Raw genomic sequence first — 22,286 nt, 5'->3', positions numbered from 1 at the left:
CGTCGTTGAAGAGGCGCCAGAATAACCGATTGACATTGACATTCGCTTGAAACACAGTCATCCGCCCTCAGTTGCCGGGCCCAGGCTTCCCTTACAGATTGGTCTTCACCATGTCGTCCGTTCCTGATACCGCCGCGCAGGCGTCCCCAACGACTCCTTCCACGGGTCTGATTCCCGCCACGATCCTCACGGGCTTCCTGGGCTCGGGCAAGACCACGCTGCTCAAGCGCGTGCTGACCGAGGCGCACGGCCAGAAGATCGCCGTCATCGAGAACGAGTTCGGCGAGGAGAACATCGACAACGACATCCTCGTCAGCGAGACCCAGGAGCAGATCATCCAGCTGAGCAACGGCTGCGTCTGCTGCACCATCCGCGAGGATCTGCGCACCACGCTGGCAGACCTGGCCGCGAAACGCCGCAAGGGCGAGCTCGACTTCGAGCGCGTCGTCATCGAGACCACCGGCCTGGCCGATCCCGGCCCGGTGGCGCAGACCTTCTTCATGGACGACGAGATCGCGGAGACCTTCCTGCTCGACTCGATCCTGACGCTGGTGGACGTCAAGCACGCCAACGACCAGCTCGACACGCGCCAGGAAGCGCGCCGCCAGGTGGGCTTCGCCGACCAGATCTTCCTGAGCAAGACCGACCTGGTCGACGCCGCGGCGGTGGACGCGCTGTCGCACCGCCTCAAGCACATGAACCCGCGGGCGCCGCAGTCCAAGGTCCATTTCGGCGAGGTGCCGATCAAGGACGTCTTCGACCTGCGCGGCTTCAACCTGAACGCCAAGCTGGAGATCGACCCGGAATTCCTGGCCGTGGACGATCACGGGCACGACCATGGCCATGAAGGCCACGACCACGCGCCGGGCGAAGCCTGCGACCATCCGCACCACCATCACCACGACGACGACGTCAAGTCCTTCGTCTTCCGTTCGGAGCGGCCCTTCAATCCGGCCAAGCTGGAGGATTTCCTTGGCGCGATCGTGCAGGTGTATGGCCCGAAGATGCTGCGTTACAAGGGTGTCCTCAACATGAACGGCACCGACAAGAAGGTCATCTTCCAGGGTGTCCACCAGCTGATGGGTTCGGATCTCGGTCCGAAGTGGATGCCGGATGAAAAGAAGGTCAGCAAGATGGTGTTCATCGGTATCGATCTGCCGAAGGACATCCTCATGCAGGGGCTGGAAGGGTGTCTGGCTTAGTGCCACACTGATCGATGGTTCAAGGCCATCGCTGGGACGGCGGCGGAGGTGGCTACAATCCGCCGCGCCCGAACCAGGCCCCTGCGCCAACGGCGGGAAGCCCCGGCTTCTCATGTCGAGCAGGTATAAAGAGCCGCTAGGAGAGTGAACGTGAGCAAGACCCCGGCCTCCAAGACCGCTGCGACCAAGACTCCCGCGAAGGGATCCAAGGCCGCGGCGGAGGACAAGTCCGCCGAGGCGGACGCATCCGACAGCACGGTCTCACTGCTGGACAGCCCCGTCCGGCCCTCGACCCCGACATCAACGAACCAGAACAGCCGACCTGCCGTGAAAGCCGACCCCAAACTCTCCTCTGCCTGGAAAACCAAGGCCGGTGCCGAACTGTCCGATGCCGAAGTGCTCGCGATGCCCGACACCGAATACATGAACGACAAGCAGGTCGACTTCTTCCGCGCCAAGCTGACGCAGTTGAAGGAAGACATCCTGTCCAACGCCGGCGAGACGACCGAGCACCTGCGCGAGGACACCTCCATCGTCCCCGATCCGGCCGACCGCGCCACGATCGAGGAAGAGCACGCGCTGGAGCTGCGCACCCGCGACCGCGAGCGCAAGCTGCTGAAGAAGATCATGCAGTCGCTGACGCGCCTGGACAGCGGCGAATACGGCTACTGCGACGAGACCGGCGAACCGATCGGCCTGGGCCGTCTGATCGCCCGCCCGACCGCCACGCTGTCGCTCGAGGCGCAGCAGCGCCGCGAACTGAAGCAGAAGATGTTCGGCGACTGAGTCGCCCAGCGTCCCTCGAGAATCAGGAAGTACCGCCACTACTGCGAAAAGCAAGGTCCGCTAGAGCATGTCCGACCCCAAAGACGGCACCAAAGAAGGCGAGAGCTTCTTTCGCAAGGTAGCGCGGTTCGTCGCCAATCCGACGACCGACTGGGCGGAGATCAACTCGCGCCAGGACGACCCCGAGGCCGATGCCGCGAAGGCTGAACTGCGGGCGATGGTGGAGCGCAAGCGGCGCAACGACTTCGTGCGCAAGCGCGAGCTCGACATGCTGCGCAAGATCCGCCGTGAAGGCCTGACCCCCGAGCAGTTGGCCGCCCTGGGCGGCCACGCGACCTCGGGCATCGACGAACTGGGCCGCATCAGCGAGATCCAGGGCGTGCGGCGCGACGACGGCACGGTGAAGGCCAAGATCGACCAGATCGAGCAGCAGATGGTCGGCGAAGGCTTCGTCCCGACACAGATCCAGGGCCAGCATCCGCCCGGCTTCTTCGAGACCAGCACGCGCCCGGTCAACTTCGCGGCGACGCAGCCGGCGGACCAGATCGTCGCGCGGGTCTCCGACCATGCGCCGCGGGTCGACCTCGAACGCCTGGACCTGTCGCCCGTGCCGGCCGCGGCCTCGATGGGCGGCGGCATCGCCCCGCCCGCGCCGGCCGGTGCGCCGGCACCGATCCCCGAGCTGAAGAAGGAGATCCCGACGCTGAGTTTCCACGTCGCGGATCCTCAGGTCGAAGTCAGCGAAGTCGTCCACGACGCCGAGCTGGACGAGGCCGTCATCGCCTTCGCCAACGCCGACTACGAGCATTGCGAGCGCAGCCTGATCGACCTGACCCGCCAGGGCGGCGCGCGCCACGAGCACGCCGAGACCTGGCTGGTGCTGTTCGACCTGTACCGGGCGACCGGCCAGCAGGGCAAGTTCGAGCATCTGGCCAACGAGTACGCGCAGCAGTTCGGGCTGTCGTCGCCACAATGGTTCTCGCTGCCCAAGCTGGTGGCCGAGGCGGTGCAGGCGGAACGCGCCCCGCGCGGCCGCGCGAGCAGCGTGTCGTGGACCACTCCGGAATACCTGGACACCGAGGCCGTGACGCAGATGCGCACGCGCTGCGAGAACCTGCCGATGCCCTGGGTGATCGACTGGGCGCCGCTGCGCCAGATCGACATCGAGGCCTGCGCCAAGCTGCGCGACCTGTTCCGCGCCTGGGCGCAGCAGGCGCTGGACCTGCGCTGGCTGTCCGGCGACCACTTCTTCCAGGTCCTGCGCGACCAGGCGCCTGTGGGCAGCCGCGACGCGGATCCCATCCTGTGGATGCTGCGCCTGGAAGCGCTGCGCCTGGCCAACCGCCCGGACCAGTTCGACGAGGTCGCCATCGACTACTGCGTGACCTACGAGGTCTCACCGCCGAGCTGGGAGAAGGCCTTGTGCCACGTGCGCATCAGTGGCAACGCGCTCTCGACGAGCTCGCCGTCGTCCATCCAGCCGGCGGCGATGGACACCGGCATCGCCTTCCTCGAGTCGACGATGACCGACGCGGTCAACACGGCGGCGTTGATGGAGCTGTCGGGCCAGCTCAGCGGCGACATCAGCGAGACGCTGGCGTTGATGACCGAACAGCTGGGCGGCGCGTCCCTGGTGACGATCGCCTGCCCGAAGCTGATCCGCCTGGACTTCATGGCCGCGGGCGACCTGCTGAACTGGGTCCTGGCCCGGCGCAGCGAGAACCGCGCGGTGCAGTTCAGCGATGCGCACCGGCTGGTGGCGCTGTTCTTCGGCGCGATGGGCATCAACGAACACGCGCGGGTCAAGGTGCGCCACGTCTGAGGCGCTTCAACCGACGCAGCAACGGGGCCTCTGGCCCCGTTGTGCTTTCGGATGTCCGATCATCGGCACCCAGGTCGACACCCACATCGACATTCGCAACCGGCATTCGCACAGGCGACGCCGCAGGCTTTTCCTCACCCTCCCCTCACCTTGTGATTTCCGCGAGGGAACCCACGTGAGAGTGTCATGACGCTCCTCAAGGCGTCCAACGAGTTCCAGAGGTCGGATCCACCATGTCTCAAGACCACTCCTCCCCGCTGCCGCCGTACCACGGCACCACCATCGTCAGCGTGCGCCGCGGCAACCAGGTCGCGATCGGCGGCGACGGCCAGGTGACGCTGGGCACCATCGTCGTCAAGTCGACCGCGCGCAAGGTGCGCAAGCTCCACAAGAACCAGGTGCTGGCGGGCTTCGCCGGCGCGACGGCGGATGCGTTCACGCTGTTCGAGCGCTTCGAGGCGAAGCTCGAGAAGTACGAGGGCAACCTCGTGCGCGCGGCCGTGGAGCTGACGCGGGACTGGCGCACCGACCGCGTGCTGCGGCGGCTGGAGGCGATGCTGGCGGTGGCCGATCGCACGGCCTCGCTGATCATCACCGGCAACGGCGACGTGCTGGAGCCCGAGCAGGGCATCGTCGCGATCGGCAGCGGCGGCGCCTATGCGCAGGCGGCGGCGAAGGCGCTGCTCAACCACAGCGAGTTGAGCGCGGTGGACATCGTCAAGCAGTCGCTGGTGATCGCTGGCGAGATCTGCATTTACACCAACGGCAACCACACGATCGAGACGCTGGACTGATCCAGCGCGGAGCACACGAATGAGCAGCAGCATGACCCCGCAGGAAATCGTCTCCGAACTCGACCGGCACATCGTCGGCCAGGCCGATGCGAAGCGCGCCGTCGCGATCGCCTTGCGCAACCGCTGGCGGCGCCAGCAGGTGGACGAGAAACTGCGTGGCGAGATCACGCCGAAGAACATCCTGATGATCGGCCCGACCGGCGTCGGCAAGACCGAGATCGCGCGTCGCCTGGCGAAGCTGGCGGATGCGCCCTTCATCAAGGTCGAGGCGACGAAGTTCACCGAGGTCGGTTACGTCGGCAAAGACGTCGACAGCATCGTGCGCGATCTGGTCGACATCGCGGTCAAGCAGGAGCGCGAACGCCAGATGCGCTTCCAGCGCGCCCGGGCCGAGGACGCGGCCGAGGAGCGCATCCTGGACGTGCTGGTGCCTCCGCCCCGCTCGTCGACGGGCTTCGCGCCGGCGGCCACGGAGACCGGCAACGCGGACAACACCGCGCGCCAGGTCATGCGCAAGCGGCTGCGCGAGGGCTCGATGGACGACAAGGAGATCGAGATCGCGTTGACCGAGGCCAAGCCCTCGATGGAGATCCTCGGGCCGCAAGGCATGGAGGAGATGGCCGAGCAGCTCAAGGGCCTGTTCTCGCAGATGGGCCAGGAGAAGAAGACCACGCGCAAGCTCAAGATCGCCGAGGCGCGCAAGCTGCTGATCGAGGAAGAGGCCGGCAAGCTCGTCAACGAGGACGAGATCAAGACCGCGGCGCTGGCGATGGCGCAGGACAACGGCATCGTCTTCATCGACGAGATCGACAAGGTCGCGACGCGCAACGAGCACAGCGGCGGCGCGGACGTGTCGCGCCAGGGCGTGCAGCGCGACCTGCTGCCGCTGGTCGAAGGCACGACGGTGAACACGAAGTACGGGATGGTGAAGACCGACCACATCCTGTTCATCGCGTCGGGCGCGTTCCACCTGAGCAAGCCCAGCGACCTGATCCCCGAGCTGCAGGGCCGCTTCCCGATCCGGGTGGAGCTGAAGTCGCTGTCGGTGGGCGACTTCGAGGCGATCCTGTCGAGCACGCACGCGAGCCTGGTGAAGCAGTACCAGGCCTTGCTGGCGACGGAAGGCCTGACGCTGGAGCTCAGCGCCGACGGCATCCGCCGCCTGGCGCAGATCGCCTACGAGGTCAACGAGCGCACCGAGAACATCGGCGCGCGCCGCCTCGCGACGGTGCTGGAGCGGCTGCTGGACGACATCAGCTTCGACGCGCACAAGCACGCCGGCAAGACGGTGACGATCAACGGCGCGCAGGTCGACGAGAAGCTCGGCGCGCTGGCGCAGGATGAGGATCTGAGCCGGTTCATTCTCTGAGTGCCGCGCCCCTCGTCGTGCGACGAGGGTGCGGACGAAGAGATGGGCGAGGACGTGAACGTCCGCGCGCTGCAGGACCGGCGGGATTTCCGTAGACTCCGCCGATCCGCAGTGCAGCGGTCTCAAGGAGTTCCATGTTCGACGTCACCACCCTGGCGACCTTCGTCGTCATCGTCTTCGGTCTCTTCCTGATCCCCGGACCCGCGGTGCTGCTGGTCCTGAGCCGCACCGTGCAGGGCGGCCGGAAGGTGGGCGTGATGACCGGTCTCGGCGTGGCCACCGGCGACTTCGTCCACACGCTGTTCGCCGCGGTCGGACTCTCGGCCCTGCTGATGACTTCGGCGCTGGCGTTCAACGTGGTGAAGTACGTCGGCGCCGCGTATCTGGTCTATCTCGGCATCCGGGCCTTCCTGGCCAAGCCGTCCGATCCGTCGCTGCCGACCCTCGCGGCGATCAGCCCGCTGCGCGCCTATCTGGAAGCGATCCCGGCCGAGGTCCTCAATCCCAAGACGGCGCTGTTCTTCCTGGCGTTCATGCCGCAGTTCGTGCATCCGGAGAAGGGATCGAGCTTCGTGCAGTTCGCCGTCCTGGGCGCGATCTTCGTCGTCATGAGCAGCCTCTACACGACGGCCGTTGCGCTGTCGATCAAGCCGCTCGGACGCGTGCTCAAGCGGGTGGCCTGGCTCAACCGCTGGCAGGGCAAGATCATCGGGACGATCTTCGTCTCGCTGGGCCTCAAGGTCGCGGTGCAGCAGCGCTGACGCGCTTCACCTTCCCCAACGTCGACGTCGCGGTGACGCGCGCCTTCGCCGGCGCGCGTTGCGCCTCCACCTCCCGGATCACCTCGATGAACGCCCGCAGCGCCGCGGGCATGAGGCGGCTGCTCGGGTAGTAGAGGTGATGGCCCGGAATCGGCGGCGTCCAGTCGTCGAGCACCGTCGCCAGTCGACCCGCGGCGATCTCCGCTTCGGCCTTCGTGGACCACACGTAGGCGAGCCCCATCCCCTTCGCTGCCGCCTCGACCATCAGCCCGATGTGATCGAGCGTCAGCGAGCCCGGCACGTCGACCTTCAGCGATTGCCGCTGGCGCTCGAACTCCCAGCGGTACATCTTGCCGCTCGGCAGGCGGAAGCGGATGCAGCGGTGTTCGGCGAGCGCGTCCGGCGTGCGCGGCGTGCCGTGCTGCGCGAGGTAGTCCGGCGAGGCCACCACGATGAAGCGCACGTCGCCACCGAAGGGCACCGCGACCATGTCCTGCGGCAGCGCCTCGCCGAGCCGCACGCCGGCATCGAAGCCCTCGGCGACGATGTCGACCAGCTTGCCCTCGGTGACCAGGTCCAGTTGCACGTCCGGATGCCGTTCGACGAACGCGGGCACGATGTCCCGCATCAGCTCGCCGGCGGCGATCTCCGAGACGTTGATCCGGAGCCGGCCCGACGTGCGCCCGCTCAACGAGCCCAGGTCGCCCAGCGCGTTGTCCAGCTCCGCCAGGATCGGTCCGACATCGCGTGCGAGCTGCTGACCGGCATCGGTGGGCGCGACGCTGCGGGTCGTGCGGTTGAAGAGGCGCACGCCCAGCCGCTCCTCCAAACCCCGCACCAGATGGCTCAGGCTGGACGGCGACATGCCCAGCTCATCCGCCGCCGCGCGGAAGGATTGGTGCCGCACGATCGCCAGGAACGCGGTCAGCTCCGCGAGGCTGGGACGCTCAGCCATGTTGCCCGTCTGCGCGCTCATTCATGAAAATTCCCCACTGACTCGTTTCAATTCCTGAGCATAGACGCATCAATCGCCGGTTCCTAGAGTTCGTTCCACACCGCGCCGCAATCCAGTCCGACGCCGCGGAACGACCAGCAAAGGAACCGCACCATGACCAGCACCCGACTTGTTTCCGCCGTGATGACGGGCGCCGTGATCGCGTCGCTCGCGATGGCGATTCCCGCGGCCCGCGCCGCGACCGCCGCCGCCCAGGCGAAGGCGCAGGCCGCCGACGCCAAGGGCGGCGTGAACGCCGAGACCGCCGCCAACAAGGCCGCCGTCGACACGATGCTGCGCCGCTGGATGGGCGGCGACTACGGCGCGCTGCAGCCGATGCTCGCCGACGACATCGAATGGACGATCACCGGCCACTCGCTGGTGGCCGGCACGACGCGCAGCCGCGATGAACTCAACCGCACCGTGCTCGGCCCGTTCGGCGCGCGCTTCGCGCAATCGCAGGACCGCTTCCGGCCGCGCACGATCCATGCGGTCTACGCCGACGGCGACACCGTGGTCGCGCACTTCTCGGCCGCCGGCACGACCAACGCCGGCAAGCCTTACACGAACCGCTACGTCTGGATGCTGACGATGCGCGACGGCAAGGCCGTCCGCGTCACGGCCTTCTTCGACAGCATCGCCTTCGACGAGTTCTGGCGGCAGAACCCGATCGCGGCGAACTGAGTTCCCCCTCGTTCTCGCTCTCCCCCTTCCTCGCTCTCTCCCTTCCTCGGTCTCTCCCCATTTCCACCCGCCCTCACCCCTCATTCCCCACAAGGAGTTCCCCATGAAGACCTGGTTCATCACCGGCGCATCGCGCGGCTTCGGCACCCTGTTCGTCAAGGAAGCGCTCGAGCGCGGCGACAACGTCGTCGCCACGGCGCGCAACGCCCGCGCCATCGTCGACAAGTTCGGCGACCACCCTCGCCTGCTCGCGGCCAACCTCGACGTCACCGACGAGGCGCAGGCCCGCGCCGCCGTCGAGCAGGCAGTCCAGCGTTTCGGACGCGTCGACGTGGTCGTCAACAACGCCGGTTTCGGCGTGCTCGGCGCGATCGAGGAGACGAGCGCCGCGGACGTCGAGGCGCTCTACCGCACCAACGTCTTCGGCCTGCTGGCCGTGACGCGGGCCGTGCTGCCCCAATTGCGCCAGCAGCGCGCGGGTCACGTGATCAACATCTCGTCGATCGGCGGTTATCGCAGCGCGGCAGGCTTCGGCGTGTATGCCTCGACCAAGTTCGCGGTCGAAGGCATCAGCGAGGCGCTCGCCGATGAAGTGAAGCCCTTGGGCATCCACGTGACGATCGTCGAGCCGGGCTACTTCCGCACCGACTTCCTCGACGGCGGCTCGCTGACCACGGCCCCGGCCACGATCCCCGACTACGCCGACACGCCGGTCGGCACTGTGCGCCGCGTCGCTGCGGAACTCAACCACCAGCAGCCCGGCGACCCGGCGCGCCTGGCGAAGGCGCTGCTGCAGGTCGTCGACGCGGAGCAGCCGCCGCTGCGCATGCCGTTCGGCTCGGACACCGTCGCGGCGATCGAGCAGAAGAACGCCTTCGTTGCCGGAGAGCTCGCCCAGTGGCGCGAGCTGGCGGTGTCGACGGACTTCCCGAAGTGATCGCGGCCGGCCGCACGGCTGGCGTGCGGCGTCCGCCGACTTCACCCTGAGCTCACACAGGGCTCATGCTGAGCTCGACGCGCATGGCGAGACTGGGTCCTTCACCTCAGGAAAGGACTTGTCTCGCCATGAACCGCTTTCTCGCTTCCGTGCTCATCGGGCTGCTGGTGTGGAACGTCTCGACCGCCCTGCTCATCGATGTCTACGTCCCGTCGCCCTGCAACGCCCTTGGCCGCTGCGACGGCGACATGGCCTTCACGCTGAAGGTTTTCGGCATCTGGCTCGGCATGTTCTGGGCGACGTCGGCCTCGGTCCTGCTGTACAACATCGCGTCGTGGAAGCGCGACTGGGCACAGCATCAGCAGCGCGTCCGGTGATCCCGCCGGCCCCCGCCACGCGGGTCATGTCGAAATGCGCCGGCCTCGTTCGTCGTCCTTGATCCACTTTCGATGAACTCCAGGAGCAGCGATGACCGTCGATCCCGTTCACACCTTCCTGCGTGACTACGCCGCCGCGGTCCTCGACCGCGATCTGCAGCGCTTCGTCGATCTGTACGCGGTCGACGTCCAGGTCTTCGACAGCTGGAACCGCTGGGAGTACGCCGGCCGCGAGGACTGGGCGGGCATGATCGCCGGCTGGTTCGAAGGCATCCGCGACGTGCGCGTGCGCGTCACGGCGAAGGACGTCAAGTCCTGGCACGATGCGCAGGTGGCAGGCGGCTCGGCGACGCTCGAGTTCGCCGCGCTCGACGCCGATGGCCAGCCATTGAGATCCACCGAGAACCGCCTCACGGTGCTCCTGCGCAACGACGGCGGCACGTGGCGTGTCGTCCATCAGCACACGTCCGTGCCCGTGGACTTCGAGAGCAAGCAGGTCGTGACCCGCTGAGGGATCGAGAACGCGGGAAGACACCGGGGACACCGACTTCACATCGACCTCACCCCGGGCTCATGCTGCCCTCGAAGGACGTGGCGAGACTGGCATCTCCTCAACGAGTGGACATCGATCCCGCCATGCCGCACTTCCACGTCTCCGTCCGCCTCGGCCGCCACGGTCGCGATAAGCTGGAGGGCCCGTCGCCCTCCACAGCCACGCCAATGCCGAGCACCCTCATCGAAGTCCGCCGCGCCTATTCGCAGGAACAGGAAGTCCAGTTGATCGAAGCCGTTCAGGACGCGCTGGTCGAGGGCTTCAAGATTCCGGCCGAGGACCGCTGCGTGCGCCTCGTCGCGTACGAGCCGCACCGGTTCATCTATCCGCCGCGTCTGTCTCGCCCCGAGTGCTACACCCTCGTCACGGTCACCGCTTTCGCCGGCCGGACGATCGAGGCGAAGCGTCGCCTCTATCGCAGCATCGTCGAGCGCCTGGTCGCGCTCGACATCCCCGCCGACCACATCACGATCTCGCTCAATGAAGTCGAGCGCGAGAACTGGGGTCTGCGCGGCGGCTTGCCGGCATCGGAGATCGACCTGGGGTTCAAGGTCGACGTGTGAGCCTCGCGGCGGCTGGGCAGCTCAGAGCGCCAGCCGATGCGCCTGCAGCGCCAGCAGCCCGTCGAAGATGAGCGAGTCGATCAGCTCGTGCGGGATGTCCAGCGCCGGCGAGACCTTCCAGCCCGCGCCGCCGGTCATCAGCGTGACCGGCGCCTGGCCGCAACGCTTGAGGATGTGGCGATGCATGCGCTCGATCGCGCCGGTGATCGCGTAGTTGCCGCCGCTGGTGAGCGCATCCGACGTGTTGGTCGGGAACTCTCGCACCTCGCCGGTCGGCACGCGCAGGCCGGCCGTGCCGCCTTCCAGCGAACGCAGCATGATGCCGTGGCCGGGCAGGATCAGCCCGCCGAGGAAGCGGCCGTCCGCGTCGAGCGCGTCGACGGTCACGGCGGTGCCCACCATCACCACCAGCGCCGGCTTGGGCGGCTGCCCGCGTCCGCGTGCCACCACGTGGTGCCGCGCGCCGATCAGCGCGACGAAGCGGTCCGCGCCCAGGCGCCCCGGATGGTCGTACCCGTTGGTCACGCCGCCCGCCTGCGCCGACGAGGCGACCCAGCGCGGCTCGATGTCCCAGATCTCCTCCATCTGCTCCTCGACGCGATGCCGCATCGCGTCGCCGGCGACGTTGCTGCCGAGCATGCTGCCCGGCGCCGCGGGCAGCTTCGCCCAGTCGTCCTCGGCCAGCTTCTCGATGTTCTCCAGGAACTGCGCGCCGTGCGCCAGCATCGGACTGCCCGGCTGCGGGCCGGCATAAAGCGCCCACTTGAGGCGGGTGTTGCCGATGTCGATGGCCAGGAAGCTCATGGGAGGAGATGCCAGCAAGTGTGGAGAACTTGGGAAATGTCAGTGCCGTGAGGGACAGGGCGGCAGGTTAGCAGTGTTTGTCCTCAAGCCGGTGCACCGGACAGCCGATTTAGGATTGAATCGAGGCTCGTCGCACCACCCCGGGGCGACGCCGTCGACACAACAACAAGGCTCCGGACCGATGAAGTTCTCCATCGCCACGCGACTGTGGATCCCCGTCGCCGTCATGTCCGTCATGACGGTCGTCATGTCGCTGGGAGCGGCGTCCCGGACACGCTCGCTGCTGGAAGTCGCCCAGGTGACACAGGAGCGGCAGCAACAGCGCTTCGAACTCGCGCTGCGCTGGCGCGGCCTCACGGAGGCCAACGCGAGCCGCGTGCAGGCCGGGCTGGCGGCCAACGACAACGCCGTCGCCGACTCGATGAAGGGCGACATCGCCCGCACCACCGAGACGATCAACGACGTCCAGAAGCAGCTCGAGGCGCTGGCCGAAGGCGACGACGACAAGGCCGCGATGGCCAGGATCGCCGAGCAGCGCAAGGCCTACATCGCCGCGCGCAACGACGCCAACAAGCTCAAGGCCGGCGGCGACAACGACGGCTCGCACCAGGCGCTGAAGCAGAAGGTCGTGCCCGCGATCGAGCAATACCTGGCCGCGCAGCAGGAGTTCGTCGCGCTGCAGCAGAAGCGCTCCGCGTCGCTGCGCGAGGCCGCGGGCGCCGAGCGCATGCGCACCGTGTGGGGCGTGGCGGCGCTGATGGCGGTCATCGTCGGCCTGCTGGCGCTGGCCACGGCCTACTTCGTGCGCACGATCTCGGCGCCGCTGAAGTCGCTGATGTCCGAGGCAGAGCGCATCGGCGAGGGCGACCTGTTCCACGTCGAACGCGAGTACCGCGAGGACGAGATCGGCGACGTGCAACGCGCGCTGGCCGCGATGAAGAGTTCGCTGCGCAAGGTCATCCGCGAAGTGCGCGCGAGTGCCGACGGCATGCAGACCGCCAGCCAGGAGATCGCCAGCGGCAACCAGGACCTGAGCCTGCGCACCGAGCAGACCGCGTCCAACCTGCAGCACGCGGCCTCGTCGCTGTCGCAGCTGACCGGGACCGTGCAGCAGAGCGCCGAGAGCGCGCGCACGGCCAACCAGCTGGCGGGCAGCGCGGCCGAGGTGGCCCAGCGCGGCGGCACGGCGGTGGGCGACGTGGTGGGCACGATGGCGCAGATCGACGCGTCGGCCAAGAAGATCAACGACATCATCGGTGTCATCGACAGCATCGCGTTCCAGACCAACATCCTGGCGCTGAACGCGGCCGTCGAGGCGGCCCGCGCGGGCGAGCACGGCAAGGGCTTCGCGGTGGTGGCGTCCGAGGTGCGGGCACTGGCGCAGCGCAGCGCCGGCGCGGCGCGCGAGATCAAGGCGCTGATCGGCGACAGCGTGACCAAGGTGGAGGTCGGCTCGCAGCAGGTGCGCGATGCCGGCGCGACGATGAACGAGATCGTCGCCAGCGTGCAGCGCGTGTCGGACATCATCGGCGAGATCAGCGCGAGCACGGTGGAGCAGAGCCAGGGCATCGGCAGCGTCAACGGGTCGGTGGCGCAGCTGGACCAGATGACGCAGCAGAACGCCGCGCTGGTCGAGGAATCGGCGGCCGCCGCCGAATCGCTCAGCGAGCAGGCGCGCAAGCTCACCGCCCTGGTGGGTCACTTCAAGGTCAGCGATCCCAAGCCGAAGCCGGGTGATGCGACGAGCGTCGCCGCGGCGCCTGCGCCGATCACTCGCGTCGCCGCACCGGTCGCGAAACCGGCAGCCGCTCCGCGTCCGGCGGCGTTACCCGTCGCGAAGAAGCCGCTTGCCCCGAAGCCTTCAACCGCAACCAAGCCGTCAGTCGCCAAGACCACGGCCAAGGCGGCCACGCCGAAACCGGTGGCAAGACCTGTCACCAAGGCGCCAGCACCGAAAGCGCCCAACGCGACGCCTACACCAAAACCGGCCGCGCCGATTCCGTCGGGGCCTAGCGCAACGGCTGCTCCCGACGGCGATTGGGAAACTTTTTGATCTAGCGCAACGACCTCTTGAATAGAGGTCGTTTTGCTTCGGGAATGGGTTTTGGGCGTCCTGAGCGAGCGTAGGCTGACCGCCTTCTTCACTCCGAGAGCCCCCGATGCCTCACGGTCAATATCACCCGCGTACGCTCTCCTCTCTTCCCATCAACTCGATTCCTTTCATGAACACCCGCACCCTGACTCTCTCCGCTGAACAGGAGCAGTTCGTTCAGGAGGAATCTCAACGCGAAGGGTTCGAGTCTCCGACGGACTACCTGCTCGACCTCATCGACAAGGAGCGCGATCGCAAGTACATGCGCGACATGATTCTGGAAGGCATCCGTTCCGGAAAGCCGGTGGAACTCGATATGTCCGGCTACCTCGATCTCGGCAAGATCCTCGACGAGGAAGCCAAGAAGTGGGAGTCCGGACAATGATCGGAAAGGACCTGTTTCTCCTCCCCCGAGCGGCTCGCGATCTTCATGAAATCAGCCAGTACTACCAACAGGAAGGAGGGGCGCTTCCCGTCGAAGCGCTCCACTCGGAGGTGACGCGCGCGCTCCGCCATATTTCGCGCGCATCGGGGACGGGTTCCCCGCGATATCGCCCTCTCCTTCAGGTCACTGACCTGCGTACGTGGCGACTGACGAAGTTCCCCCATCTGGTCTTCTATCTCGATCGCGAGAGCGCAGTGCAAGTCGTACGGGTCATCCACGAACGACGCGATATCCCTCGCCGTTTCCGCGAACACTGATGACCCGCGCCGACTCGCTCCATCCCTGGCAAGTCTCCGCCGGCGGCATCGCCGGCCTGATCCTGAGCATCGGCCTGGCGCGCTTCGCCTACACGCCGGTGCTGCCGTTGATGCAGCATCAAGCCGGGCTCGGCGACGCGATGGGCGGCACGCTCGCCGCCGTCAACTACGCCGGCTACATGAGCGGCGCCGTCCTCGCCGCGCTCATCGACGATCCGCGCTGGCGATCGCGGCTGTACTTCTGGGGCATGCTGCTCGGGCTCGTCGCCACCGCGATGATGCCGCTCGCGCCCAACCTCGCGCTGTGGGCCGTCTCGCGCTACCTCGGCGGACTCAGCGGCGCCGCCGGCATGCTGCTCGGCTCGGGCCTCGTGCTGGGCTTCCTGATGCGCGCGGGCAGACGTCCCGAGCTGGGCGTCCACTTCATGGGACTCGGCCTGGGCATCGTCGTCTCCGCCATCGGCGCGATGGCGATGGACCGACTCGCTCTCGACTGGGCCGGACACTGGTGGGGCTTCGTCGTCATCGGCGTGCCCCTGCTCGCGATCACCTGGTGGTGGCGTCCGCCTGTGCCGCCGCCCGCCACTGCTGTGCTCGGCACCGACGCGCCCGGCACCCGGTGGATGCGCTGGATGATCGCCGGCTACTTCTGCGCCGGCTGGGGCTTCGTCATCAGCGCGACCTTCATCGTCACCATCGTCGAACGTCAGCCGCTGCTCCACGGTCAGGGGCCATGGGCTTGGCTGCTCGTCGGGCTCTCCGCCACGCCGGCCGTGTTCCTGTGGGATCGCGTCGCGCGTCGATTCGGCGACCTCAACGCGCTGCTCGCCGCCTTCGCGCTGCAGATCGTTTCCGTCGTGCTGCCGATGCTGTCCGGCAGTCTTGCCGCTGCGCTCACCGGCGCCCTGCTCTACGGCGCGACCTTCATCGGCCTCGTGAGCCTCACCCTCGCGCTCGTCGGCCGGCGCTCGCCGGGCAATCCGGGCAAGGCGATGGCGCGCCTCACGTTGAGCTACGGCGTCGCGCAGGTCACCGCGCCCGCGCTCGCCGGCGCGATGGCGCAAGCCAGCGGCAGCTATCGCGCGTCGCTCTGGCTGACCGCCGCCGTGCTCACCGTCGGCATGCTGATCATGCTCAGGCTACGCGGCCTGGAAGCGCGCGGCGACGCGTGAGTCCTCGATGTTCGCAGCCACGCCGGCCGCCGCGGCCGCTTCCAACCGTTCGTTCTTCAAGGCTCCCGGTTCCCTCGATCCGTCGAGGCCGACGTCTGCCCGCCATTGCGGCGACAGCGCCACCACCTCGCCGATGACCAGCAGTGCCGGGCTCGGCAATCCCTCGCGCTCGATCGCGGCGGGCAGGTCGGCGAGCGTCGTGAAGCACTCGCGCTGGCGCGGCGTGTGGGCGGCGCTGACGATGACCGCCGGGGTCTCCGCGGCCAGTCCGCCATCGCGCAACGCCTGCGCGATCACCGCAGCCCGCGTCAGCCCCATGTAGACGACCAGCGTGAGCCGGCTGCGCGCCAGCGCCTCCCAGTCCGGCGCGATGCCATGCTCGCCGTTGTGCCCGGTCACGAAGGCCACGCCCGGCGTGCAGCGCCGGTCCGTGACCGGCACGCCGACGGACGCTGGCGCCACCAGACCCGCGGACAGGCCGTTGATCACCTCGACCTCGATGCCGGCCTCTCGCAATGCGTCGACCTCCTCGCCGCCGCGTCCGAACACGAACGGATCGCCGCCCTTCAAACGAACGACGCGGGCGCCGGACCGGGCCTCGCGAATCATCAGCTCGTGGATGAAGCGCTGCTCCGTCGACACGCAGCCGCCGCGCTTGCCCACGCGCAGCACACGTGCGGAGGCCGGCAGGCAGGCCAGCACGCGCGTGTCGACCAGGTCGTCGGTCAAGACGACCTCCGCCTGCTGCAGGCGCTTCAACGCCTTGACCGTGAGCAGTTCCGGATCGCCCGGCCCCGCGCCGACGAGGGACACGCTCAGGGAACGGGCAGTCTGGCTGGCGATCGGGCTGGCATCGAGCGGGTTCATGTCGGTTCCTTCACTTGATTCGAGACGGGCATCGCCGGGATCGACAGCAACGACGACGATGCGGCCGCGGTCTTAGGCCCCACGGTCTGCACGAGGCGCCGCAGCGCCGGCAGGCAGGAGCCGCACTGCGTGCCGCAGCGCAACTCGCCCTGCAGTGCGGCGAGGCGAGCCTCGGGCGTCCCGTCCGGCTGGCGGCGGAGGCACGCGGAGATCGCGTCCTCACGCAGGTTGAAGCAATTGCAGATCTGCGGACTGACCGCGACCGGGGGCTGCTCCGCATCGGGTGCCAGCAGGCGCCGTCCGAACGGCGCGACCGGCGCGCGTTCTCGCCAGAGGGCGTCGAGCCACGCGGCCTCGCTGCCCTCGCCGACGCGCATCAGCGCTTGCAACTTCGCCTCCGCGCCTTCGCCGTCGAGTCGCAATGAGCGGCTGCGTCCACGACGTCCATCGGCATAACGCAGCACGCCAACACCGTTGAGTTGCAGCACGGCAGCCAACGCCTGAACGACCGCTGCGGGCGGCGGCTCCGAGAAGGCGAGTTCGAGACTCCAGCCCTCCAACGCGCGCCGACCTCCCGGACCTTCTTGCCCTTCCTGTCCTTCTGGCCCGTCCTGCGCCGGGCCGGGCAGGCAGCAGGCGTAGTCGGCCTCCGCCATCAGGCCGCGCAGCTGGCCGCGCAGCGCGGCGCCCTCGCCAGGACGAACCCATGCCGCGCCGAAGACCCGCCACGGCAGATCGACGGCTTCGACGGCCACAGCGGTGAACTTCAGTTCCGGCTGCCGGGAGTCTGGGCAGTAGACGGGCTGCGTCAGCGCGTTGATGCCCGACAGGCCGCGCCCGCCGAGGAACTCGCTGCCCCAATGCATCGGCATCCAGGCCTGCTGTGCGCCGACACCCTCGTCCGCGCGCAAGGGCACGATCAATTCGCCGCGGCGCGATCGCACGCGGACCAGCGCGCCCGCCTTCAGGCCGCGACGGTCGATGTCCTGCGGGGGCATCGTCAGCGCCGGACCGGGCTCCCCGGCGAAGAGCTTCGCCACGGTGCCGCTGCGGCTCATGCCGTGCCACTGGTCGCGCAAGCGGCCGGTGCTCAGCGCCAAGGGGAACTTCGCGTCCTGCACCTCCGCGGTCGACGCGAAAGGCTTCGTGACGAAGCGGGCCCGACCATCCGCATGCGCGAACTCGCCGTCCTCGTAGAGCCGCATCTTCGCGGCGCTTGCACCCGCAGGCCATGGCCACTGCCGCGGCGCCTCTTCCAGCATCGGATAGCTGAGCCCGCCGATGTCGAGGTCCCTTCCGAGCGTCGCCGCGCGATGCTCCAGCCAGAGCTGCTCTTCGCGATCCCAGGCGAAGAGCGACGGCACTCCCGGCCGCAGCGCCGCTTCGACACGGTGCGCCACGTCGCGCACGATGCGCCAGTCGGCGCGCGATTCGCCGGCCGGCGGCAGCGCCGCGCGCACACGGCTGATGCGACGCTCGCTGTTGGTGACGGTGCCTTCCTTCTCCGCCCAGGTCGTCGCCGGCAGCACCACGTCGGCGAAGGCCGCCGTCGCCGTGCCGGCGAACGCCTCCTGGAGGATCACCAGCTCGCAGCGCTCCAGCGCCGCTCGCACCAGCGCCTGGTCGGGCATCGACTGCGCCGGGTTCGTGCACGCGATCCACAGCGCCTTGAGTTCGCCGCGCGCCGCCGCCTGGAACAGTTCCACCGCCGTCTTGCCGGGCCGCTCCGGCAGCGTGTCCACGCCCCACATCGCCGCGATCTCCGCGCGATGCGCGGCGTTGCCCGGATCGCGGTGCCCGGGCAGCAGCGTCGCCATGCCGCCGCTCTCGCGGCCACCCATCGCATTGGGCTGGCCCGTCAGCGAAAACGGTCCCGCGCCCGCGCGGCCGATCTGTCCCGTCGCGAGATGCAGGTTGATCAGCGCCGTGTTCTTCGCCGCGCCGCTGGTGCTCTGGTTGAGACCCATGCAGTACAGCGACAGCGTCGACGGCGACTGCGCGAACCACTGCGCCGTCTGGAGGATGTCCGCTTCCTTGAGTCCGGTCAGCCGCGCCGATTCTGCCGGCGTCATCGTGCGCACCAGCGCCTTCAGCGCGTCGAATCCGCTCGTGTGCTGCGCGATGAAAGCGGCATCGATCCAGCCCTCCCAGATCGCCGCATGCAGCATCCCGTGGAAGAGCGCGACATCGCTGCCCGGCTTCAACGCCAGATGCAGATCGGCGAACTCGGCCGTCTCGGTGCGGCGTGGATCGACAACGATGATCTTCATCCCCGGCCGGGCGGCGCGTGCCGCCTCGATGCGACGGAAGAGGATCGGATGCGCCCACGCCGTGTTGGCGCCGGCGATGAACAGACAGTCCGTCTGCTCCAGGTCCTCGTAGCAGGTGGGCGGCGCATCCGCGCCCAGCGACTGCTTGTAGCCCACGACGGCCGAGCTCATGCACAGCCGCGAGTTGCTGTCGATGTTGTTGGTGCCGATCAGCCCGCGCGCCAGCTTGTTGAATGCGTGGTAGTCCTCGGTCAGCAACTGCCCCGAGATGTAGAAACCGATTGCATCGGGACCGTGCTCGGCGCGAATCGCCAGCAACTGATCCGCGAGGCGCTGCGTCGTCGTGCCCCAGTCCTGCGTCTGAAGCGGCTCCTCGCGCGCCGGTCGCCACGCGGGCTGCAGCAGGCGTTGCTGCGCGCGCACCAGCGGCGTCGCGGTCAAGTGCAGCGTCGACCCCTTGGTGCACAGTCGTCCGAAGTTGGCCGGATGGTCCGGATCCCCACGCACGCCGACGATCCGCGCGTCCGCGCCCTCGCCCGCCGCGTCGATCAGCACGCCGCAGCCCACGCCGCAGTACGGGCAGGTCGAGCGCGTGGTGCGGATGTCCGGATTCATCGAGGACAGCGGCTCAGCGACCACGTCATCACCGCTCAGCAGGCGACACGCGTGCAGGGCCCGGCCTTCACCGGCGGCAGGTCGATGCCGACCGTGTCAAGCTCGTCGCGGTCCAGCAGCACGACGCCGTCCTCGACCTTCACCTGGAACACCGGCGTGCGGCCTTCATCGGGCTCGCGGGCGCAGCCGTTCTCCAGCGCGATGGTCCAGTTGTGCAGCGGGCACGCCACCGCGTTGCCGAACACGATGCCCTGGCTGAGCGGCCCGGCCTTGTGGGGACAGCGATCGAGCAGCGCATGCACGCGGTCGTCGGCGGTGCGGAAGAGCGCGACCTGCGGCCCCTTCTCGCGAGCGACGCGTCGCGAGCCCAGCACGGGGATGTCGGCCACGGTGCAGACGGAGATCCAGTTGGTCATCGGGTGCTCCTCACGCTTGAACGGCGGCTTGGCTGCTGGCGCCAGCCGTGGCGCCGGCAGCGGCTTGAACGGTGGCGACCGGCTCGAACTGCCGCACGTCGACCTGCGCCTTCGCGAACTCGAACCACGGGTCCGGCTCGCCGTCGAGCGCGAACTGCAGCTCGGCCCACAGCGCCTTGCGTCCCTCGTGGTCATCGAGGATGCGGCGCTTCACGTGGTCCAGGCCCACGCGGCTCACGTAGTGCACGGTGCGCTCCAGGTACCAGCCCTCCTTGCGATAGAGCTGCATGAACGCGCCGGTGTATTCCATGACCTCCTCGGAGGTCTTGAGCTTGACGAGGAAGTGCGCCACCTCCGTCTTGATGCCGCCGTTGCCCGCGACGTACATCTCCCAGCCCGAGTCCACGCCGATGATGCCGACGTCCTTGATGCCGGCCTCGGCGCAGTTGCGCGGGCAGCCGCTGACGGCGAACTTCACCTTGTGCGGCGCATACATCCGCCACATCGCACGCTCCAGGTCCTTGCCCATCTGCGTGCTGTCCTGCGTGCCCATGCGGCACCACTCGGAGCCGACGCAGGTCTTCACCGTGCGCAGCGCCTTCGCATACGCGTGGCCGCTGGGCATCCCGATGTCGCGCCAGACGTCGACCAGATCCTCTTTGCGGACGCCCAGCAGGTCGATGCGCTGGCCGCCGGTCACCTTGACGGTCGGGATCTTGTACTTGTCGACGGCGTCGGCGATCCGACGCAGCTCATCGGCGGTTGTCTCCCCGCCCCACATCCGCGGGATCACCGAGTAGGTCCCGTCCTTCTGGATATTCGCGTGACTGCGCTCGTTGATGTAGCGCGACTGCGGATCGTCGACGGCCTCCTTGGGCCACGACGAGAGCAGGTAGTAGTTGAGCGCCGGCCGGCAGGTCGCGCAGCCGTTGGGCGTCTTCCAGTTCAGGCGCGCGTAGACGTCGCCCAGCTTGACCAGGTGGTCCTTGAAGATGGCGTCGCGCACTTCCTGGTGGCTCAGGTCCGTGCAGCCGCAGATCGCCTTCTTCTTCGGCGCCGACGAGTAGTCGCCGCCGGCGGTGAACATCAGCAGCTGCTCGACCAGGCCAGTGCAGGAGCCGCAGCTCGCGCTCGCCTTGGTGTGCTTGCGCACCTCCTCCAGCGTGAACAGGCCCTTCTCCTTGATCGCCTTGCAGACGGCGCCCTTGGTGACGCCGTTGCAGCCGCAGACCTCGTCGCTGTCGGCCATCGCCGCGGCCTTGTTGTGGCCCTGGTGGCCGACGTCGCCGATGTTGCTCTCGCCGAACATCAGCTTGTCGCGGATGTCACCGATCTTGCGCCCCTCGCGCAGCAGCTTGAAGTACCAGCTGCCGTCGACGGTGTCGCCGTACAGGCAGGCGCCGACCAACTGGTCCTCCTTGATGACCAGCTTCTTGTAGACGCCGGCGAAGGGATCGCTCATCACGATCTCTTCGGCGCCCTCGCCGCCCATGAAGTCGCCGGCCGAGAACAGGTCGATGCCGGTGACCTTCAGTTTGGTGCTGGTCTGGCTGCCGAGGTAGCGGCCGATGCCGAACTGCGCCAGGTGGTTCGCGCAGACCTTGCCCTGCTCGAACAGCGGCGCGACCAGGCCGTAGGCGATGCCGCGGTGCGCGGCGCATTCGCCGACGGCGTAGACGCGGGGATCGGTGACCGTCTGCAGCGTGTCGGTGACGACGATGCCGCGGTGGCAGTGGATGCCGGCGCTCTCGGCCAGCGCGGTGTTGGGGCGGATGCCCGCGGCCATCACGACGAGGTCGGAGGGGATCTCTTCGCCGTCCTTGAAGCGGACCGCCATCACGCGGCCATCCTTGTCGCCGATCAGCGCCTCGGTCTGCGCGCCCATGCGGAAGCGCAGACCCCGTTCCTGCAGCGACTTGCGCAGCAGATCGCCGGCCTGGTCGTCAAGCTGGCGTTCCATCAGCCAACCGGCGATGTGGATCACCGTGACCTGCATGCCGCGCAGCATCAGGCCGTTCGCGGCTTCCAGACCGAGCAGGCCGCCGCCGATGACGACGGCGTGGCGGTACTTGGTCGCCGCCTCGATCATCGTGTTGGTGTCGGTGATGTCGCGGTAGCCGATCACGCCCTCCAGCTCCTTGCCGGGCACGGGCAGGATGAAGGGATTGGAGCCAGTGGCGATCAGCAGCCGGTCGTACTCGGCCTCGGTGCCGTCGTCGGCGATCACCTTGCGCTTGATGCGGTCGATGGTCTTCACCGTCTTGCCCAGGTGCAGCGTGATGCCGTTGTCCTCGTACCAGGACAAGGGATTCAGGATGATCTCGTCCAGCGTCTGCTCGCCGGCCAGCACCGGGCTGAGCAGGATGCGGTTGTAGTTGGGATGCGACTCGGCGCCGAAGACGGTGATGTCGTAGAGGTCGGGGGAGATCTTCAGCAGCTCCTCCAGCGTGCGCACGCCGGCCATGCCGTTGCCGATCATCACGAGCTTCATCTTCTTCATGGCGGG

At 68.1% G+C, this 22,286-nt stretch carries 21 protein-coding genes; 15 read left to right on the top strand and 6 right to left on the bottom strand.

Annotated features, from left to right (window positions below):
• Positions 1-110 precede the first annotated feature (110 nt).
• From AC07OZ_RS21180 to AC07OZ_RS21155, 6 genes are all read left to right on the top strand, one after another.
• On the top strand, positions 111-1,202 hold the full coding sequence (locus AC07OZ_RS21180) for a CobW family GTP-binding protein (protein ID WP_495469054.1): 1,092 nt from the start codon (positions 111-113) through the stop codon (positions 1,200-1,202).
• A gap of 150 nt (positions 1,203-1,352) precedes the next feature.
• A complete protein-coding gene (gene dksA / locus AC07OZ_RS21175; protein WP_495469053.1) occupies positions 1,353-1,988 on the top strand; it encodes an RNA polymerase-binding protein DksA in 636 nt (211 codons plus the stop codon).
• 67 nt (positions 1,989-2,055) lie between these two features.
• Positions 2,056-3,810 (top strand): hypothetical protein, encoded by a 1,755-nt coding sequence (locus tag AC07OZ_RS21170; protein WP_495469052.1) that lies wholly within the window; start codon positions 2,056-2,058, stop codon positions 3,808-3,810.
• 257 nt (positions 3,811-4,067) lie between these two features.
• Positions 4,068-4,604, top strand: coding sequence for an ATP-dependent protease subunit HslV (hslV, locus tag AC07OZ_RS21165; RefSeq protein WP_495469394.1), 537 nt, complete (start codon positions 4,068-4,070; stop codon positions 4,602-4,604).
• Positions 4,605-4,623: 19 nt separating this feature from the next.
• Positions 4,624-5,973: an ATP-dependent protease ATPase subunit HslU gene (gene hslU / locus AC07OZ_RS21160; protein WP_495469051.1), complete on the top strand. Its 1,350-nt coding sequence runs from the start codon at positions 4,624-4,626 to the stop codon at positions 5,971-5,973.
• 134 nt (positions 5,974-6,107) lie between these two features.
• The gene (locus AC07OZ_RS21155) at positions 6,108-6,734 is read left to right on the top strand and encodes a LysE family translocator (protein ID WP_495469050.1); all 627 of its coding nucleotides are present in this window, start codon (positions 6,108-6,110) and stop codon (positions 6,732-6,734) included.
• Here the strand turns inward: AC07OZ_RS21155 and AC07OZ_RS21150 are convergent.
• Positions 6,709-7,710: a LysR family transcriptional regulator gene (locus AC07OZ_RS21150; RefSeq protein WP_495469049.1), complete on the bottom strand. Its 1,002-nt coding sequence runs from the start codon at positions 7,708-7,710 to the stop codon at positions 6,709-6,711. The genes AC07OZ_RS21155 and AC07OZ_RS21150 overlap by 26 nt on opposite strands.
• A 132-nt stretch (positions 7,711-7,842) precedes the next feature.
• Between AC07OZ_RS21150 and AC07OZ_RS21145 the strand changes: the two genes are divergently transcribed.
• From AC07OZ_RS21145 to AC07OZ_RS21125, 5 genes are all read left to right on the top strand, one after another.
• On the top strand, positions 7,843-8,412 hold the full coding sequence (locus AC07OZ_RS21145; protein WP_495469048.1) for a nuclear transport factor 2 family protein: 570 nt from the start codon (positions 7,843-7,845) through the stop codon (positions 8,410-8,412).
• Positions 8,413-8,515: 103 nt separating this feature from the next.
• Positions 8,516-9,349, top strand: coding sequence for an oxidoreductase (locus AC07OZ_RS21140; RefSeq protein ID WP_495469047.1), 834 nt, complete (start codon positions 8,516-8,518; stop codon positions 9,347-9,349).
• A 128-nt stretch (positions 9,350-9,477) separates the two neighbouring features.
• The gene (locus AC07OZ_RS21135) at positions 9,478-9,726 is read left to right on the top strand and encodes a hypothetical protein (RefSeq protein ID WP_495469046.1); all 249 of its coding nucleotides are present in this window, start codon (positions 9,478-9,480) and stop codon (positions 9,724-9,726) included.
• A 91-nt stretch (positions 9,727-9,817) separates the two neighbouring features.
• Complete coding sequence (locus AC07OZ_RS21130) at positions 9,818-10,237, top strand: YybH family protein (RefSeq protein ID WP_495469045.1); 420 nt, start codon at positions 9,818-9,820, stop codon at positions 10,235-10,237.
• 125 nt (positions 10,238-10,362) lie between these two features.
• Positions 10,363-10,842 (top strand): tautomerase family protein, encoded by a 480-nt coding sequence (locus AC07OZ_RS21125; protein WP_495469044.1) that lies wholly within the window; start codon positions 10,363-10,365, stop codon positions 10,840-10,842.
• 21 nt (positions 10,843-10,863) lie between these two features.
• Here the strand turns inward: AC07OZ_RS21125 and AC07OZ_RS21120 are convergent, their stop codons facing one another.
• The gene (locus tag AC07OZ_RS21120; RefSeq protein ID WP_495469043.1) at positions 10,864-11,646 is read right to left on the bottom strand and encodes a type III pantothenate kinase; all 783 of its coding nucleotides are present in this window, start codon (positions 11,644-11,646) and stop codon (positions 10,864-10,866) included.
• Positions 11,647-11,827: 181 nt separating this feature from the next.
• On the opposite strand from AC07OZ_RS21120, the gene AC07OZ_RS21115 reads away from it, so the two are divergent.
• The 4 genes from AC07OZ_RS21115 to AC07OZ_RS21100 all read left to right on the top strand — a co-directional run bounded on the left by AC07OZ_RS21115 (position 11,828) and on the right by AC07OZ_RS21100 (position 15,612).
• Positions 11,828-13,699, top strand: coding sequence for a methyl-accepting chemotaxis protein (locus AC07OZ_RS21115; protein WP_495469042.1), 1,872 nt, complete (start codon positions 11,828-11,830; stop codon positions 13,697-13,699).
• Between the two features lie 169 nt (positions 13,700-13,868).
• Positions 13,869-14,123, top strand: a complete 255-nt coding sequence (locus AC07OZ_RS21110; RefSeq protein ID WP_495469041.1) for a hypothetical protein — start codon at positions 13,869-13,871, stop codon at positions 14,121-14,123.
• On the top strand, positions 14,120-14,440 hold the full coding sequence (locus AC07OZ_RS21105; RefSeq protein WP_495469040.1) for a type II toxin-antitoxin system RelE/ParE family toxin: 321 nt from the start codon (positions 14,120-14,122) through the stop codon (positions 14,438-14,440). The genes AC07OZ_RS21110 and AC07OZ_RS21105 overlap by 4 nt, the downstream gene beginning before the upstream one ends.
• The gene (locus AC07OZ_RS21100) at positions 14,440-15,612 is read left to right on the top strand and encodes a YbfB/YjiJ family MFS transporter (protein ID WP_495469039.1); all 1,173 of its coding nucleotides are present in this window, start codon (positions 14,440-14,442) and stop codon (positions 15,610-15,612) included. The genes AC07OZ_RS21105 and AC07OZ_RS21100 overlap by 1 nt, the downstream gene beginning before the upstream one ends.
• Here AC07OZ_RS21100 and cobA read toward each other — a convergent pair.
• The 4 genes from cobA to nirB are packed head-to-tail and all read right to left on the bottom strand — an operon-like array spanning position 15,580 to position 22,280.
• Positions 15,580-16,479 carry a uroporphyrinogen-III C-methyltransferase gene (gene cobA, locus AC07OZ_RS21095; RefSeq protein WP_495469038.1) on the bottom strand — a complete coding sequence of 300 codons (900 nt, stop codon included), beginning with the start codon at positions 16,477-16,479 and terminating at the stop codon, positions 15,580-15,582. The two genes, AC07OZ_RS21100 and cobA, sit on opposite strands and share 33 nt — an antisense overlap.
• Positions 16,476-19,352 carry a nitrate reductase gene (locus AC07OZ_RS21090; protein WP_495469393.1) on the bottom strand — a complete coding sequence of 959 codons (2,877 nt, stop codon included), beginning with the start codon at positions 19,350-19,352 and terminating at the stop codon, positions 16,476-16,478. Before AC07OZ_RS21090 ends, cobA begins: the two co-directional genes overlap by 4 nt.
• Positions 19,353-19,399: 47 nt before the next feature.
• A complete protein-coding gene (gene nirD, locus AC07OZ_RS21085) occupies positions 19,400-19,780 on the bottom strand; it encodes a nitrite reductase small subunit NirD (protein WP_377159815.1) in 381 nt (126 codons plus the stop codon).
• A 10-nt stretch (positions 19,781-19,790) separates the two neighbouring features.
• Positions 19,791-22,280: a nitrite reductase large subunit NirB gene (gene nirB, locus AC07OZ_RS21080; RefSeq protein ID WP_495469392.1), complete on the bottom strand. Its 2,490-nt coding sequence runs from the start codon at positions 22,278-22,280 to the stop codon at positions 19,791-19,793.
• Positions 22,281-22,286 lie beyond the last annotated feature (6 nt).

The organism is Roseateles sp. GW821-FHT09G03, from assembly GCF_059416045.1.
The sequence above is the reverse complement of the archived record's forward strand: the minus strand, read 5'-3'. Positions and strand labels throughout refer to the sequence as shown.

Bases quoted from the DNA above. Each gene is read 5' to 3' on its own strand.
- AC07OZ_RS21180 (WP_495469054.1), top strand. From the start codon at position 111: ATGTCGTCCGTTCCTGATACCGCCGCGCAGGCGTCCCCAACGACTCCT.
- AC07OZ_RS21170 (WP_495469052.1), top strand. From the start codon at position 2,056: ATGTCCGACCCCAAAGACGGCACCAAAGAAGGCGAGAGCTTCTTTCGC.
- hslU (WP_495469051.1), top strand. From the start codon at position 4,624: ATGAGCAGCAGCATGACCCCGCAGGAAATCGTCTCCGAACTCGACCGG.
- AC07OZ_RS21155 (WP_495469050.1), top strand. From the start codon at position 6,108: ATGTTCGACGTCACCACCCTGGCGACCTTCGTCGTCATCGTCTTCGGT.
- AC07OZ_RS21150 (WP_495469049.1), bottom strand. From the start codon at position 7,710: ATGAGCGCGCAGACGGGCAACATGGCTGAGCGTCCCAGCCTCGCGGAG.
- AC07OZ_RS21145 (WP_495469048.1), top strand. From the start codon at position 7,843: ATGACCAGCACCCGACTTGTTTCCGCCGTGATGACGGGCGCCGTGATC.
- AC07OZ_RS21140 (WP_495469047.1), top strand. From the start codon at position 8,516: ATGAAGACCTGGTTCATCACCGGCGCATCGCGCGGCTTCGGCACCCTG.
- AC07OZ_RS21135 (WP_495469046.1), top strand. From the start codon at position 9,478: ATGAACCGCTTTCTCGCTTCCGTGCTCATCGGGCTGCTGGTGTGGAAC.
- AC07OZ_RS21130 (WP_495469045.1), top strand. From the start codon at position 9,818: ATGACCGTCGATCCCGTTCACACCTTCCTGCGTGACTACGCCGCCGCG.
- AC07OZ_RS21125 (WP_495469044.1), top strand. From the start codon at position 10,363: ATGCCGCACTTCCACGTCTCCGTCCGCCTCGGCCGCCACGGTCGCGAT.
- AC07OZ_RS21120 (WP_495469043.1), bottom strand. From the start codon at position 11,646: ATGAGCTTCCTGGCCATCGACATCGGCAACACCCGCCTCAAGTGGGCG.
- AC07OZ_RS21115 (WP_495469042.1), top strand. From the start codon at position 11,828: ATGAAGTTCTCCATCGCCACGCGACTGTGGATCCCCGTCGCCGTCATG.
- AC07OZ_RS21110 (WP_495469041.1), top strand. From the start codon at position 13,869: ATGAACACCCGCACCCTGACTCTCTCCGCTGAACAGGAGCAGTTCGTT.
- AC07OZ_RS21105 (WP_495469040.1), top strand. From the start codon at position 14,120: ATGATCGGAAAGGACCTGTTTCTCCTCCCCCGAGCGGCTCGCGATCTT.
- AC07OZ_RS21100 (WP_495469039.1), top strand. From the start codon at position 14,440: ATGACCCGCGCCGACTCGCTCCATCCCTGGCAAGTCTCCGCCGGCGGC.
- cobA (WP_495469038.1), bottom strand. From the start codon at position 16,479: ATGAACCCGCTCGATGCCAGCCCGATCGCCAGCCAGACTGCCCGTTCC.
- nirD (WP_377159815.1), bottom strand. From the start codon at position 19,780: ATGACCAACTGGATCTCCGTCTGCACCGTGGCCGACATCCCCGTGCTG.
- nirB (WP_495469392.1), bottom strand. From the start codon at position 22,280: ATGAAGAAGATGAAGCTCGTGATGATCGGCAACGGCATGGCCGGCGTG.